General features: G+C 49.1%; 12 protein-coding genes. 8 read left to right on the top strand and 4 right to left on the bottom strand.

Going from position 1 to position 15,959, the window contains the following annotated elements; translation table 11 throughout:
* The first annotated feature begins 62 nt into the window (after nt 1–62).
* The 8 genes from B5P39_RS04825 to B5P39_RS04860 all read left to right on the top strand — a co-directional run bounded on the left by B5P39_RS04825 (nt 63) and on the right by B5P39_RS04860 (nt 10,987).
* On the top strand, nt 63–1,886 hold the full coding sequence (locus B5P39_RS04825; RefSeq protein ID WP_088210655.1) for a DUF885 domain-containing protein: 1,824 nt from the start codon (nt 63–65) through the stop codon (nt 1,884–1,886).
* 184 nt (nt 1,887–2,070) lie between these two features.
* Nucleotides 2,071–5,316, top strand: a complete 3,246-nt coding sequence (locus tag B5P39_RS04830; protein ID WP_088210656.1) for a DEAD/DEAH box helicase — start codon at nt 2,071–2,073, stop codon at nt 5,314–5,316.
* Nucleotides 5,317–5,403: 87 nt separating this feature from the next.
* Nucleotides 5,404–6,162, top strand: coding sequence for a phosphatase (locus B5P39_RS04835; protein ID WP_088210657.1), 759 nt, complete (start codon nt 5,404–5,406; stop codon nt 6,160–6,162).
* Between the two features lie 37 nt (nt 6,163–6,199).
* Entirely contained in the window at nt 6,200–7,309 is a 1,110-nt protein-coding gene (locus B5P39_RS04840) for a sugar nucleotide-binding protein (RefSeq protein WP_088210778.1), read from the top strand.
* Between the two features lie 346 nt (nt 7,310–7,655).
* The gene (cysQ, locus tag B5P39_RS04845) at nt 7,656–8,462 is read left to right on the top strand and encodes a 3'(2'),5'-bisphosphate nucleotidase CysQ (protein WP_088210658.1); all 807 of its coding nucleotides are present in this window, start codon (nt 7,656–7,658) and stop codon (nt 8,460–8,462) included.
* A 62-nt stretch (nt 8,463–8,524) separates the two neighbouring features.
* Nucleotides 8,525–9,445 (top strand): fructokinase, encoded by a 921-nt coding sequence (gene mak, locus B5P39_RS04850; protein WP_088210659.1) that lies wholly within the window; start codon nt 8,525–8,527, stop codon nt 9,443–9,445.
* Nucleotides 9,446–9,552: 107 nt separating this feature from the next.
* Nucleotides 9,553–10,287, top strand: a complete 735-nt coding sequence (locus B5P39_RS04855) for a YdcF family protein (RefSeq protein ID WP_088210660.1) — start codon at nt 9,553–9,555, stop codon at nt 10,285–10,287.
* A 4-nt stretch (nt 10,288–10,291) separates the two neighbouring features.
* Nucleotides 10,292–10,987 (top strand): DUF2982 domain-containing protein, encoded by a 696-nt coding sequence (locus B5P39_RS04860; protein WP_088210661.1) that lies wholly within the window; start codon nt 10,292–10,294, stop codon nt 10,985–10,987.
* Between the two features lie 93 nt (nt 10,988–11,080).
* Here the strand turns inward: B5P39_RS04860 and B5P39_RS04865 are convergent, their stop codons facing one another.
* From B5P39_RS04865 to napF, 4 genes are all read right to left on the bottom strand, one after another.
* Nucleotides 11,081–13,369 carry an OmcA/MtrC family decaheme c-type cytochrome gene (locus tag B5P39_RS04865; RefSeq protein ID WP_088210662.1) on the bottom strand — a complete coding sequence of 763 codons (2,289 nt, stop codon included), beginning with the start codon at nt 13,367–13,369 and terminating at the stop codon, nt 11,081–11,083.
* 424 nt (nt 13,370–13,793) lie between these two features.
* Nucleotides 13,794–14,771, bottom strand: coding sequence for a LysR family transcriptional regulator (locus tag B5P39_RS04870; protein WP_088210663.1), 978 nt, complete (start codon nt 14,769–14,771; stop codon nt 13,794–13,796).
* A 155-nt stretch (nt 14,772–14,926) separates the two neighbouring features.
* A complete protein-coding gene (locus B5P39_RS04875) occupies nt 14,927–15,370 on the bottom strand; it encodes a bactofilin family protein (protein WP_088210664.1) in 444 nt (147 codons plus the stop codon).
* A 93-nt stretch (nt 15,371–15,463) separates the two neighbouring features.
* Nucleotides 15,464–15,949 (bottom strand): ferredoxin-type protein NapF, encoded by a 486-nt coding sequence (napF, locus tag B5P39_RS04880; RefSeq protein ID WP_088210665.1) that lies wholly within the window; start codon nt 15,947–15,949, stop codon nt 15,464–15,466.
* Nucleotides 15,950–15,959 lie beyond the last annotated feature (10 nt).

Consider the following 15,959-nt stretch of genomic DNA (forward strand, 5'->3'; position numbering starts at 1 on the left):
GATATTCTCGCTGCCAAATTATCTTGGGCGCATGGTCCCGACAATGGCAAGGAGCGTGAATATTGAAAACGGTATTAAAACGAATTGGACTGGGCACTCTCGCCTTAGTGTTATTGCTCGGGGCGCTCGCCGCCCATGAATGGTTTGCGAAAAAGCCTTTTTTCTTCCGCGCATTTTTAGATAGAAGCATGGTCAAAATGGCATTCGAAAGCCCCGAGACCTTAACCTCCTTGGGATTTTTAGAATCCGTTGGTATCACTGGCCACAATGCCTTGCTCGACGATGATAGCCCCGAGGCCATGGATAAAACCTTTACCCAAGTCCGTGCCCTAAGGGATACCTTACTCAGCTACCAAGATACCGATCTGGATGATAATCAGCGCATTTCGAAGGATATCGCACTGTATTTGGCGGATTTTGCCTTGGCATCTGAACCCTATCGTTACCACAATTATCCTGTCAATCAGCTGTTTGGTGTGCAAAATGGTTATCCGAGCTTTATGCAGGCGCAGCACCAAGTGCACTCGGTTGAAGATGCCGAAAACTACCTATCACGCTTAATTGCGGTGAAGACCAAATTTGGCCAAACCTTAGAAGGATTAAAGCTTCGAGAAGCTAAGGGCATTATTCCGCCTAAGTTTGTGATTGAGCGGGTGCTAACCGAGATGAATGACTTCATCAATGCGCCCGTCGAAGACAATATTCTCTACAGCTCCTTTAAAACTAAGCTCGCCGACACGCAAATCAATGCCGATGAACAGGCGCGTTTGCTTGCTCAGGCAAAAGCCAATATCGAGTCCGATGTTAAACCGGCATATCGACTCTTTATCGATTACTTCACGGCGTTACAGGCCAAAGCGGGCACGGATGATGGTTATTGGGCCTTGCCGAATGGCGATGTGGCCTACGAGCAGTTGCTGAAGTTTTTTACCACCACAAATTACAGTGCTGATGAAATCCATGCCAAGGGATTAGCCGAGGTGAGCCGTATTCAGGACGAAATCATGACGATTTTGGCCGCGCAGGGATACGACACCAGCCAAGGATTCTCGGTGGCAATCGAAGCGCTGGCCGCCGATCCTAAGTTCTATTATGAAGACTCAGATGCGGGCCGGGCGCAGATCTTAGTGGATTACCAAAAAATCCTCGACGAGGTGAATGCGGGCTTAGATAACGCCTTCCGTATTCGTCCTAAAGCGGGGATGGAAGTGGTGCGCATTCCTGAATTTAAAGAGAAAACTGCACCGGGCGCTTATTACCAGCAGCCGGCGATTGATGGTAGTCGTCCGGGGCGTTTCTACGCCAACCTGTTCGATATCAAAGCGACCCCTAAATATGGCATGCGTACCTTGGCTTACCATGAGGGCATCCCAGGGCATCACTTCCAAATCGCGGTGGCTATGGAGCTTGAAGGGCAACCGCTGATCCGCAAGATGGCACCTTTTACGGCCTATATCGAAGGTTGGGCGCTCTATTCTGAGCGTTTAGCCTGGGAACTCGGTTTTCAGCAAGATCCCTTCGACAATATTGGTCGATTACAGGCGGAGCTGTTTAGGGCCGTGCGTCTGGTTGTCGATACGGGTATCCACCATAGCCGCTGGACCCGTGAGCAAGCCATTGACTATATGAAACAAAACACCGGTATGTCCGACCGCGACGTGACTGCAGAAATCGAGCGTTATATCGTTATGCCTGGCCAAGCGACGGCCTATAAGGTGGGCATGATGAAAATTCTCGAGCTGCGGGAAAAAGCCAAACAAGCCCTAGGTGATAAATTCGATTTACGGGATTTTCATGATGTAGTGCTGAAAAATGGTGCGGTTCCCTTAGATATTCTAGAAAAATTAGTTGACCGTTATATCGCCGAAAAACGCAGCCAAGCCTAAGCTTGCGTGAGCTAACGACCCGCAGGCTAGCCCTGCGGGTATGTTATCCGGCTCTCGTATGTGAGTCCTATTCTGGCTTTCCCCATTCGGTTTCAATACAATTCTCCCTTACACGTTGATAAATGCCTTAGACAATCATGGGTTATTGTCCGTCGAGGTATTTTTGAGTTTCAAGGTTTTGCAGATGAATCGCTTGTCCCCCCAAGAGCCAATCCAATTGACTCAAACGGCTATTGAGTCCTTATTCACGCCGCCGACACTGATGCGCGCCCGTGATTATGTGATGCAGGGGAGGGTGTTAAGCGCGAAAGCCAATGCCGATTTTCGCCATATCGAAGGCACAGTCACGGGCACGGAAACCACGCCCTATCGTCAGGATATTCGTCTGGTCAGTGTTAATCATAAACTCGTGATGAATGGCTTTTGTTCCTGCCCCGCCAGCGGTAACTGTAAACATATGGCCGCGGTGCTCTATAGTCTGCTTACAGACAAAACCGTTGAAGATCAACGTATTGCACAGTGGTTACACCTACTCGATGAAGCCGATGATCCCAATGTGAATGATGTCGAATCCCTCTACGATGACAGGGTGCTGTATATCCTCTCAAAGGACGATAACGGGGTGTTTATCGAGCTGAGACGCGGCAAGCTTGGCAAAAAGGGCGGTTACAATAAGGGCACTAAGATTGCGCTCTCGGACGTGCAATATTATATGCCCGCTTGGATTGGCGCCGAGGATGTGCTGATCTTAAATCTTATTATGTCGACCAGACGCCACGGCGCATCGCGCCTATATCTTAAGGCGCAGCTAGGGGCGGTAGCCATCGAGAAAATGCTTGCCACCGAGCGCTGTTTCTGGGAAGAGAGCCGCCTCGCATTAACCGCTGGTGAGGGCATTACACCGCAATTTCTCTGGCAGGATATCGACAGCGAGCACAAGCAAATGCGCCTAGTCTTGCCCGAGCGGGATAACTGGGAGCTGGTGCCGACTGAACCGCCTTACTATATCGAGCTGGATTATTTTCACATCGGCCTTATCGATACCGATATTAGCGTCGATAAGCTGCGGCTACTCAGCCAAATGCCGCCCGTGCCGAGCACTCAGGTTGAATTGGTGAGCCATCGACTGATCAAGCATTTTTCGGCGCGCACTGTGCCGCCACCAAGCGCCATCGATTTTGTCGAGTTGAGGGATAAGTTACAGCTTCGTTTGACGCTTAAGCTAATCCCCGCAGGCACAATGCCTAGCAGCAATCAGTCGTCTGTGCTGGATACAGGCATCGCCCAGCCGTATCTCGCGCTGGAGTTTGTCTACGGGGATCTCGTCTTAAGTGGCAATGCCGCCAAAGAAGCATTAACTCTGGTGACTCAGGGTGGCACCACCTATCAAATTAACCGCGCGCTTGAAGAAGAGCAGCAAGCCGTATCAAAGCTGCAAACCCTTGGCTTTAGCCGCTTTAGCTTGGAGGGCGCCGCAAATGGGACTTCCCTCTGGAGCTTAGGCAACTTGCCCGATGCGATTCGGGAATGGCTAGCGTTTATCGATGAAGAAGTCCCAAGATTACAAACTCAAGGCCTAGAGGTGCGACTTGCCCCAGAGTTTAGCCTTAAGGTGGTCGATACGCCGTTAACGGTTGAGCTGGATGACAGTCAAGAAGGCTGGTTTTCCCTATCGTTACATGCCGATATCAATGGTCAACGCTTACCTATGTTGCCGCTGGTGGCCACTTGGTTAAAACAACATGGTGAGCCAGCCGATGATGCCGAGTTATTGCTACCCAGCCCCTCTGGCGAATGGCTTAAAATTAAAGCCAGTGTTATCAAACCTTTAATGAGCATTATTCAAGAGTTGTTTGAGCAGCATCGTGGCCAGAGTATCGCCTTACCTAAGTACCGTGCGCATTTACTCAATGAGTTAGCCGAAAGCGAGATTAGCCTGCTCAATGGTGAAAGGGTGCGTCAGCTCGCGACAAAATTAGCCGAATTTAATGGTGTGGTTGCGGTCAGCGCGCCGACAGGACTGAATGCACAGCTGCGGGCTTATCAGCAGCAGGGCTTAAATTGGCTTTGTTTTTTAAAAGAATATCAACTCGGCGGCATCTTAGCCGACGATATGGGGCTTGGAAAAACCATTCAAACCTTGGCGTTCCTGTTAAAGCAGCAGGAGGCTAAATCGGTTGGGCAGCCAAGATTGCCGAGCCTGATTATTTGCCCAACCAGTTTAGTGGGAAACTGGGCGAAGGAGGCGGCCAAGTTTGCGCCATCGTTAACCTTGGCGGTGATCCATGGCGCGCAGCGTGGGCCCCTGTTATCGCGATTAAGCGAGTTTGATGTCGTCGTCACTACCTATCCCCTTATGGTGCGGGATTACGATTATTACCAGGCTCAGCCGTTTGAGCACATTGTGCTCGATGAGGCGCAGCAGATTAAAAACGCTCAAGCCAAAGTGAGCCAGCAAATTAAGGCGTTGCAAGCGCCGTTTAGACTCTGCCTTACCGGCACCCCCCTTGAGAATCATTTAGGTGAACTCAAGTCATTGATGGATTTTTGTTTACCGGGACTCTTGGGTACAACCGCCTATTTCAATAAGGCGTTTCGCTATCGGATTGAGCGTTATGGCGATGGCGAGCAGGCTAAGGTGCTGAGTCAACGTATCGCTCCCTTTGTATTAAGGCGAACCAAGGCTGAGGTGGTGACTGAGCTGCCACCTAAAACCGAGATCTACCAAACCCTAGAGCTTGAGAAAGATCAGCGTAATCTATACGAAAGTATTCGCCTGAGTATGGAGAAAAAAATTCGAGAATTGTTTGCAACCCAAGGTGTGGCGGGCAGCCATATCGAGTTTTTAGATGCCTTGCTCAAATTGCGCCAAGCCTGCTGCGATCCGCGATTAGTCAAACTCGAGCAGGCGCAAAAGGTTAAAAATAATGCCAAGCTAAACTGGCTGAGCCAAAACCTGCCGGAAATGGTGCAGGAAGGTCGCAAGATTTTAATCTTCAGCCAATTTACCAGTATGTTGCTGTTAATTGAGGAATTGCTGCAATCCCTCGACATCGACTACAGCAAACTAACGGGGCAAACTCGGCTGCGTCAGGGGCAAATTGATAAGTTCCAAGAAGGCGATACGCCGGTATTTTTAATCAGCTTAAAGGCTGGCGGCACTGGGCTTAATCTCACTGCGGCGGATACGGTTATCCATTACGATCCTTGGTGGAATCCGGCGGCAGAAAAGCAAGCGACGGACAGGGCGCACCGCATTGGCCAAGAAAACCCAGTGTTCGTTTACAAGCTGATTGCCGAAGGCACGGTAGAAGAGAAAATCCAAGAAATGCAGCAGCATAAGCAAGGTTTAGCGGATAGTATTCTCGAAGGAAAGGGCAAAGGCGCGTGGCAAGGCAGTGCCGATGAATTGCTCTCGCTATTCCACTAGTTGAGCCTAAGGGACGTTAACCGACTAATGGTTAACGCATACAGAACACAATAGTCAGTACGCAATAGTACAAGACAGAGGTGACCCATGCAGTACCCAGTCGATACCCATACCCATACCGTGGCATCAACCCATGCCTATAGCACTATCCACGATTATTTAGCGGTGGCGAAGCAAAAGGGGATCCGTCTGTTTGCCACCACCGACCATGGCCCGGCGATGGCGGATGCACCGCATTTTTGGCATTTTGTGAATTTACGCGTGCTCCCGCGTATGGTCGATGGCGTGGGGATTTTACGCGGCATCGAAGCCAATATTAAAAACCGTGAAGGTGAAATCGATTACTTTGGCGATTATTTGTCTCAGCTCGATATCGTGTTGGCAGGGTTCCATGAGCCGGTATTTCCGCCCTCGGATAAGGCAACCCATACCGAGGCGATGATTAACGCCATTAAAAGCGGCAAGGTCGATATTATTACCCATCCGGGTAATCCTGCTTATCCCATTGATATTGAGGCTGTAGCCGCAGCTGCCGCCGAATATGGAGTGGCGCTTGAAATCAATAATTCCTCCTTTGAAGTCTCTCGCAAGGGCAGCGAAGCTAACTGCACCGCGATTGCTAAAGCGGCAAAAGAATTGGGGGCCACCTTAGTGATGGGCTCGGATTCCCATGTGGCTTTTAGTCTCGGCGGGTTTGACCGTGCCTTAAGTATTATTGAAGCGGTTGATTATCCAAAGGATAAGCTGCTCAATCGCTCACCGATGGCACTGCTTAACTTCTTAACTCAGCGGGAGCATAAAAGCGTTGCCGATTTAATGCCGCTGTTTAGCGATGATATCGCTTGAGGTGCCGACGTTAAGAATGCAAAAAGATAACAAGGCGATGCATGTGCCTAATAGCGAGCCAGAATCAACAGTAACTGTATTGTTAACTGGCGCAGATAGCCAACTGTCTAAGGCTTTATTACGAGTGCTTGCCAAGGCGGCAAATAGATTCGATGGCCGCGTCTTTCGCGTGCACGCGCTTAGCCATTCCCAGTTAGATATCGGTGATAAACAAAGTGTTGCCGCTGCCTTTGCTCGCTTTAAACCTGAGTGTGTGATTAACTGCGCCGCCTACAATGCGGTCGATAGGGCGGAAATGGCGGCCGAAGAGGCTTATCGTGTCAATAGCCTTGGGCCTGAGTTATTGGCAAGCGAATGTGCGCTCTCGGGCGCGCGTTTGGTGCATATCTCCAGCGATTATGTGTTTAGCGGTGAGCCAGTGGGCATTGAGGAACTGGCGTTAAATCAGAACAGCTTAACCGATAGCAGCTTAAGTAATAGCAGCTTAAGTAATAGTGGTTTAACTGAAAGCGGCTTAATTGAACGCGGGTTAACTGAAAGCGCCACACCAGCGCCCTTATCTGTCTATGGCAAGAGTAAACTCGCGGGGGAGCAAGCGGTGCTGCGCATCTTGGCTGAGCGCGGGATGGTTATTCGCACCGCATGGCTGTACGGTGTCGATGGGCATAATTTTGTGAAAACCATGCTGAGGTTGATGACCTCTATGCCCGATAGACAGCCACTCTCAGTGATAAACGACCAAATAGGTTCGCCGACATGGGCAGATGCACTCGCGCATCTTATTTGGCAGTTGATAGCGAGTCCGTTAAACGTCGGTTGCGGATCAGGATTATTCCACTATGCCGGGCAGGGGCAATGCAGTTGGTATGAATTTGCTCTCGAAATCCAGCGCCAAGCCTTGGCACTGAAGTTATTAGATAAAGCCGTGCCGATTAGCGCCATAGATAGCCTAAGTTATGCGGCAAAAGCGCTTGGGAAAGGCAATAAACTGGCACCAAGACCCAGTTACAGTGCGTTAAATAGCGGTAGAGTACGCCAGTGCTTAACTGGGCAAAATTCGGCATTACCCCATAGCTCCGAGCTGTGGCGTGACTGGCGATGGCAGCTTAAGGCCATGCTTGAGGATTATGCCGCGCAAGTTCATTAAGCGTTATCTCTCATAATAAATGGTTGGAGATTAAGCCCTTAGTCTTGGTCTAAGGCTAGTGGTAGCTTCAAGTGGCCTCATCTTACTCTGCCGTTTTCTTTCTCTTCTTTGCAGTGTTTTCAAGGCTGTGAATACGAATGCAGCCTAGGCAATGTCTCTTTTCAGCGTATTCAGCTTGGCTTAGACTCGACTTATTTAGCATTTATGCCCATGGCGTAAGCCTTGCGCCTAAGTGAATTTGTCAGTGCCTTAGTCGATTTTGCTCGATGTATGATGAATTTGTTCTTAATTATCAATTGCTGCCAGTGGCATAATGCCGAAAAGCAAATTGAATACAGGTGGCTAAGTGACAGATAATACAGCGATGGCAGCGCATTTTTCGAAGGCTGATTTACTGCGGGTGGTAAAGATTGCCAATGCGGCAGGCGACGCCATCATGGCGATTTATGCCCAAGAGGATTTTGCCGTTACGCAAAAGCGTGATGAGAGCCCGGTGACGGCGGCCGATTTGGCGGCTCACAAAGTTATTTTAGCCCAGCTTACCGAGCAATTTGCGGGCATTCCCGTGATGTCGGAAGAAGCGGCTGATATTGCCTGGGATGAACGTCAACACTGGCAGACCTATTGGCTGATTGACCCTTTGGATGGCACTAAGGAATTTATTAAGCGAAATGGTGAGTTTACCGTCAACATTGCGCTTATCCACCAAGGTGTTGCTATTGCTGGTGTGGTTTATGCGCCCGTGCTCAATACTGTCTATTTTGGCGCCAGACACTTAGGCGCTTGGCGACAGGATGGGCAACAAGAGCGAGAGCTACAGGGCTGTAACCCGCCAAGACAAGTACCAATTGTTGTCGGCAGTCGTTCGCATCTAAGCCCTGATGTGGCGGAATATTTAAAGGATTTCGGTCAACACGAGATGTTAAGCGTAGGAAGCTCGCTGAAGTTTTGTATGTTGGCTGAGGGCAAGGCCGATCTCTACCCCAGATTAGGGCCTACGAGCGAATGGGACACTGCAGCCGCGCAGGCCGTGTTGGAAAGCGCAGGCGGCAAAGTTGTGTGTTATGACTCAGGTTTACCCTTAACCTACAATCAAAAACCTGACATATTAAACCCTTATTTTATTGCCACGGCGCCAGGCTGGGCAGAATAACGAACAATGCCAAGGACGTCTGTACTGACGCCTTGGTCGAATAACAGTGGAGTAAGTCATTCATGATACGCATGGGCATCGATTTAGGTGGCACAAAAATAGAACTCGTCGCCTTAAGTGAGGAAGGTAATGAACTGTTTCGTAAGCGTATCAATACCCCTCGGGATTATCAGGGCACCCTGAATGCCATCGTCGATTTAGTGAATGAGGCCGAAGCGACCTTAGGTGAAAAGGGCTCGGTTGGCGTGGGGATCCCGGGAGTCATTTCTCCCTATTCAGGATTAGTCAAAAATGCCAACTCGACCTGGATCAACGGTCATCCCCTCGATGTGAATTTAGGGGAACTGCTCGGCCGCGAAGTGCGGGTTGCTAACGATGCCAACTGTTTTGCGGTATCCGAGGCCGTCGATGGTGCTGCTGCGGGTAAATCCGTGGTATTCGGGGTGATCATTGGCACGGGCTGCGGCGCGGGTGTGGCCATTAACGGCAAAGTACACGCTGGCGGCAATGGTATTGGCGGTGAGTGGGGCCATAATCCGCTGCCTTGGATGACCAAGGAAGAGTTTAATACTACCCGTTGTTTCTGCGGTAATCCCGATTGTATCGAAACCTTTATTTCGGGCACTGGCTTTGTTCGCGATTACAACGAGGCCCTAAGCCGTGCGGTGAATGTACAAGCTGCGCCCGCCAAATCTGGTACAGATATTATGGCCTTAGTCGATGCGGGGGATGAAATGGCGATCGCGGCCTTTGATCGTTACATGGACAGACTCGCACGCTCACTCGCCCATGTGATTAATATGCTCGACCCGGATGCGATTGTCCTCGGCGGTGGCATGTCTAATATTGAGGCGATTTATCCAAGATTACCTGCATTATTAACTCGTTATGTTGTGGGAAGAGAGTGTCGAACACCTGTCGTACAGAACCTTTATGGCTGCTCTTCGGGTGTGCGCGGCGCCGCTTGGTTATGGGAAAAATAACCTACTAACGTTACTTTTTCCCTCGTGACAACGCATCGCCTTGGCGATGCGTTTTGCTTTCTTTTGATGTTATGATTGCGCTCCTTTGAATAATTGGGCACTAACGCATGTTTTGGGTTAAGAAAGTTGTCTCTCAGGCAATCATGCCTATTCCATTTATCCTGTTGTTATTACTGCTATCTTTGTTGGTTTGGCGCAAACCTAGGTTAGCAAAATGGGCGATTGGCGGTGCGTTTTCGCTGCTCCTAGTGCTCAGCAGTCAATTGAGTGTCGACTATCTCGTTAAACCGCTCGAGACTCAATATCCCATTAATTCCACGCCTATTGCTGGTACCTGTGTGGTCATGGTGCTGGGGTCAGTACACTCGGATATCCCAGGTGCTACTGCGGTACAATCTTTATCGACGGTCGCCTTAGCGCGGCTAACGGAAGGGCTAAGGCAACTCCAATTAGGTCAAGACTGCACCTTAGTGGTCAGTGGTTGGGAGGGCGAGCTAACGCAGCATCCCCATGCCGAAGTGATGGCAAAGGCGGCGATTGAACTGGGTGTGGATGCATCACGTATCGTTCAATTGCCCCTGCCGCGCGACACGATTGAAGAAGCGCACTATTTTAAAGAACACTTAGGTAATCAAGCTGTGCGATTAGTCACGTCAGCCTCCCATATGCCAAGGTCGATGGCGATTTTTAGCGGTCAAGGATTAACGGCGAGCGCCGCACCGACGGATTTTAGGGCCAGAGACGGTTTCTACTGGCGCTTGACTGCGGATAACTTGCTCGCTTCGCAACGGGCGATACATGAATACATAGGCCGTTTATGGCTCTGGATAAAACAGGGATAAAAATATGACGCAAGAGTCCGATGTTGTCTCGGTTCGCCCGCTCTCAAAACGTAATGGTTTAACTTTAACCATTATAGGAGCCAGTGCCTTTGTCTTAGGTTTTGGGTTATTTGTGCTATTTCCTGAGCTATTTGCCGTGGGCTTAGTGTTTTTCAGCCTAGGTGCGATTGCGTTGATCTTGGGCTTGGCGAAGGTCTATGAACCTGAGACCACCTTGAGCATGGATGAACAGGGACTGACCTATTTTCATCGCCGCGGCAAAGTCGCAATAAACTGGAGCAACATTCAACGGGTAGATATTCCTCGAGTCACTCAGAGTGTTGATACTATTGAGCTTTCCTATATCGGCATTAAGCTCAAACAGTTAAATCCTATCCTCGATAATATTTCATTGCGTCTTGCGGCGGGCTTATTGACTGAGCAGCGGCCATTACTGGTGACAGCAGCCTCACAGCAAGAAGATTTGGCAACCTTAGAAACCTATCTTGGCGCCGAATTTAGCCCTTTAGTGGTCGATGGCGATCGCTACCGTGGGGTATTAGCGATGTTTGGTCATCGCTGCGTGATGCTCAATACTCACCTTGGTTATCATCTTTATATTCCCCACGACAGTTTAGACCGTGACCCGAGAGAATTTATTAAGCTGTTAAGGCAACGCATTGCACAAAGTGCGACTCAAGTTGATACGACAACGAATTAATCTCTATGCATAAAAAAGGGGCTCCGAAGGAGCCCCAATGAGTTGCAGAGAGGAGACTCGGGTTGTGCAGGGGGCAACCCGAAGGTACTAGTACTAGTGTGCTACCTCTGCGTGTACCTTATCTATGCCATAGGTTTTACCTTCAGCATGGCAGGTCGCGCATGATTCTACTGGTAGGTTAGGATCGGTCACAGCATCGGCTTCGACAATCGCACCGTTACTTCTAAAGTGAGCTACGGCTGCTGCATCTGAGTGAGCGTGACAGGTGCGGCATGATTCAGCAACAGGGCTAATGTAGTTGCTGCCCACTTTGATAGAACGTTTGCCAGAAGTTAAACCACCGTCAGCTGCGAACAGGGTTGCACCATCTTTGTGACAGGCTGAACATGCGGTTTCTGGTGATGGATAACCTTCTAATTCGCCTGCTGCATTGCGGAAGATGCCTTCGACAACACCGAAGTTACCACTGTGGAAACGGTGAGCAACGGTGAATAGGTCTTTGTTGTTAAAGGTGACGTCTGGATTCACAACTAACTTGCCATCTTCGCCTTTGTAGCCTGTTGCACCATGGCCTGAAGCACCAGTGGTATCGTTGTGACAGTTCATACATTGATCGAAGGTGTAAACCCCGTGTCTGTAGCCTTTCGCATAGTCTAAGCTACCATGACATGCGTTACATTTCGCTTCTTCAACTGTGATGCGAGCAGGGTCATTCATACGGGCTACCGCAGGTGTACCGCCGCTTAAGTTAAAGAATTTCACTGCTGAAGTGTTACCTACAGGGCTAGTTGGACCATATTCAAGTCCTTCAGTATTACAGCTAACCACTTTACCCGCTTTGGCACAGAAGTTGGCTTCAGAACCGACGTAGATAGTGCCAGTTGCTTGTGCATCAGGGATATCTTTCACGAAGGTTAATACGCCACCTGACAGGGTACCGTTTTCCAGTTTCAGGCTAACGGCAGTAGGTTTAACGTCACGCCATGAGTATACAGTGCCATCGGTGGCCACATTACCCAGTAGCAAACCGTTCGCAGCAAGTATTGCTGTTGGGTTGCTGGTGGCATTGTAGGTTTTCAGGCTAGTGCCATCGGCAATGGCAGCGCCATTGAGTGTGACGTTAGCTTTTAGCGTTAGACTTTGCATGCCCGCAACTGCTGAAGTGCCTAGTGTCGCGCTGGTAAAATCGACAGTCATTAATGACGCATATTCAGCACGTTTACCGACACTGTGGACTGCTTCAGGCGTTAAGCTGCCGCTACCGTGACAGGATTTACATTGAGTGTCATCGGCTTGAGCTAAACCAAACTCAGAGTGGTTTTCACCGGTTGCGAAGTTAACATTGATATGGCAACCCACGCAGGCCTGAGCGTAGATATTGGTGTTATAGCTTGGTTCACCATCGTGACAAGACTTACATTCTTTCAAGTCTGATGGGAAACCAATTTCACCGAAGTATTCTTTGGCTTCGCCAGACAGATAGTCCGCATTATGTTCGCCCGCATGGATACGGTGGATCATAGGTGCAAAGTCGAATACCCAACCTTCAGCAAGTTGCGCATCACTTGGCACTTGGTCTGGGTTGTGGCAGGTTACGCAGTTTTTAACGTCTTGGTAGTTATGGTGGGCTTCAATCTTCGCGATATGGCCATCCACTTCACCGTGACAGTTTTTACAAGCCGCGCTCGATACTGTGTCTTTACCTGATGCCGCTAACTCATCGGTTGCAGGGATAAAGTCTACAGGCACTGAGAGCACCTTATCAGACAAGGCTACGCCGGCAGCGTTGACGATATTGTAAGCGCTTAAAAAGACTCTGTGTACCGCATTAGGATTGTCATTTGGATTGATGATTGGCGCCGCGCCATCATAGGTCCAAGTGGCAGTGTAAGTGCCTGGATTTGCAGTGTCTTCGGTTAATGTACACGCGTTTTTAGTACCGTTAAGGCCATTGAGTGTACAAGTTAAAGAGGTGCCCGCATTGTTTGCCATGGCATTGTTTTGCCATTCAATGGGAGCGCCCGTGCCCGAGGTGTTTTCATTCGCCGTTAACGAATAGAGGGCAATTTTGTCGAGTCCCATAAAGGGCACATCTTTGCCTGAGCTTTTTCCGGTTAAGCTGAACTTAACGCTAAAGCCTTCGCTACTGGTGACTTTAATGTCTGCTGGGCTGAGGGTGAATTTCAGATCAGTAATGGAGTCAGCGGTTTTAGCAAATGAGCCTGCAGGAAGTCCGGGTGTTCCTGGCGTGCCGGGGGTACCTGGTGTGCCAGGGGTTCCTGGTGCACCATCTTGCCCGTCTTTGCCGTCCCCGCAGGCGGTTAGACACAAGGCGCTGGTGAGCGCCAGTGCCAGTAGAGATTTATTGTAGTTTTTCATCATCGCGTCCCTTTTTCTTCTATAAGACTGCGTGTGCAGTGACTCTACTATAGGTCGATTCACCTACTTATAAAGTGGTATTTATAAGTTTGTATCTGATATGTGAACGATGATTTAACACACCAAAACGGCAATTCTAAAATCTGAAAATCAATATTTTAAAAGTTGAAATTCGCTGGGAAATGTATGAAGTATCTCGCAGATTTTTTACTTTGGTTTTAGTGTTTTAAGTGGATTAATTTTCAATTAATTTTATCGGGTGATAGTGGTGAAGCTTATATGCCATTTGTTTTTTGGCCGTAAAAAGGTATGAAAATGACTCTTGCGTTGAGTCAACTTTTATCCCTCTTTAGGTGGGATTTAACATTCAGAAGCAGATTTGCAACAAACCGAATAGCACCTGCATGCCATGGCAATAAGGCTGGATTTAGGCGTAAGTTTGGCTAAGCGCCGTCAGTAAGGAACTGACAACGAGTTCACATTGGGCAGGGCTGTAACGTCGGTGGCTGCGAGGCTTTTCAACTAAATAATATTGTGGCGGCATAATAGTATCGTGCAGGCGATGCAGTTCGGTGAGCGGTAGCGGTGCTAATTTGAGCCCCGGCATATGTTTGACCGTGTGCATATCGATACCTGAGCAGAAGGCCACACTCTGCATGGTCAGTAGATGAGCGTACCATTCTTCTCTATCGAGTACCTTTTCGAGCGAAGGCAATAAGATCCCTTGGCGCTGACAGAAGAGCTCGAGAGGATCGATTCTGCTGTTAAATCCTTTGAGTTCAATGCACAAGAAGGGATGGCGACATATCTGTTCTAGACTAATATGGGTTTGAACTTGCCATATGGGATGCTGCTTAGCGGCGACCACGTAAATCATCGAGATCCCACCCAAGCGACTGACGGTTAACTCTTTGCTCTCTGTATTCTCCAGTGAGATCCCGAAATCTAATTCTCCGGCGTGGATTAATTCGGCACTGTTTTCCTGCCACTTATGTAATCTGACTTGCCCTAACTCATCCACGGCTTCGGGGGAGCTGAGCTGCGGTGCTAAAAAACTCAACAACCCATTACTCACCGCTATTTGTAGCGGCCGCTCAACATGGCTGGTTGCATTTTGAATTTGTAGCGCGGATTGCTCTAAGTGATACACCGAATCGGTAAACTGGCAGATAGCAAAATAGAGGCTCTCGGCTAAAGGGGTGGGTTTGAGCCCCTGTTGACGGCGGTAGAATAGCTCATCGTTAAACGTTAATCGAAGGGCATTCAGGCAACGGCTAATCTTAGGAGCCGATACATTTAACGCTTTAGCCGCACTATTAGCATGGCCTGTATCAAAAATGCTTTTAAAGACGAGCAGGGTAAAGACGTCGAGTTCACAGATCTGTTTTAGTAAGGGATTGATCATGGGGATTGCCTTGCCTGTGCGCCCGAAACGCAGACATTATTGATAGGCAAGGTTAGCAGTTGCCATACGGCTTAACTGTGATCTAACCGTTAAATTAACAAATATGCAACTAATGACATGAATGTAACAAGAGTGAAAGCAGCCAGCGTTGTTACTTAGTCTTGGCTTTCCGGCACAAGAGATACTGAGGTTGACAGTAAAACATTTGCAGAGCCGGGTGAGGGGAGCGGATGGGCATGGATGGTTTGGTGATCTTCCTTAATTCTTAATCCAATAAACTGGCCGCCTTCGCTGATCTGCATCGAGGTACACGCCACATCGCCATCGACAATACCATGACCTTGGATCACTAAGCGCTCGCAAATCAATCGACCTTTAAAGTAGCCATCAATAATCAGTTCACGGCATTTAACTTCACTATGAAGCTTACCTGTCCGCTCTACAATTACATTGGCCTGTGACAGGATTTGTCCTTGCACTTCACCGCCAATCAACACATCACCTGTAAATTCCATATTGCCCGTAAGCTTAGTCCCTTCGGCGATAAAGCTCAGTGCAGGGGAGGCGCTTCGAGTAAAGGTGAACTTTTTGCCAAACATGCTGATGAGAAACCTAGATGATTAGAGGAGATAGTGACCGTGAAATACTAACCTAAATACGCTGTGAAGCCCAGTAACACTCACATTATAGGGTTATTCTACAGGCTTAATACTGATGGCTTGGCTCGGACAAGGGGCGACACAGGCACCGCAGCCAGTGCAAAGCTCGCTATCAATCTTCGGCATCGGCGCGTTCCCCACGCTTAAGGTAAAGCTAATCGCGCGAGGCTCACAGGCATCCTTACAACTTTGGCACCAAATGCCTTGATATGTTAAGCAGTTATCTTGAATAACCGCTTTGTGTTGCCAAGGAGTTTGGGTCAAATCAAACAGCTTTTCTTCCGGGCAGACGGTGGCACATTGGCGACAAAAAGTGCACTCATTGTCCTTAAAGGAGACTTCGGGAAAGCCGCCATCTCCCTTGTAGATAATCTTAGTTTCGCAGGCAGTGATACAGGCCGAGCATCGGGTACAGATGTCAGTAAACTCAATGCCTTCGCGCACCCAAGGCGGTCTAATGGCCAAGGATTTACGGCGGCTAAAGAGATTACGGCGGCTGTGATTGATGCTTTCTGTCATAGGTCTTACT

The organism is Shewanella sp. Shew256 (assembly GCF_002196695.1).
GTDB lineage: Bacteria > Pseudomonadota > Gammaproteobacteria > Enterobacterales > Shewanellaceae > Shewanella > Shewanella mangrovisoli.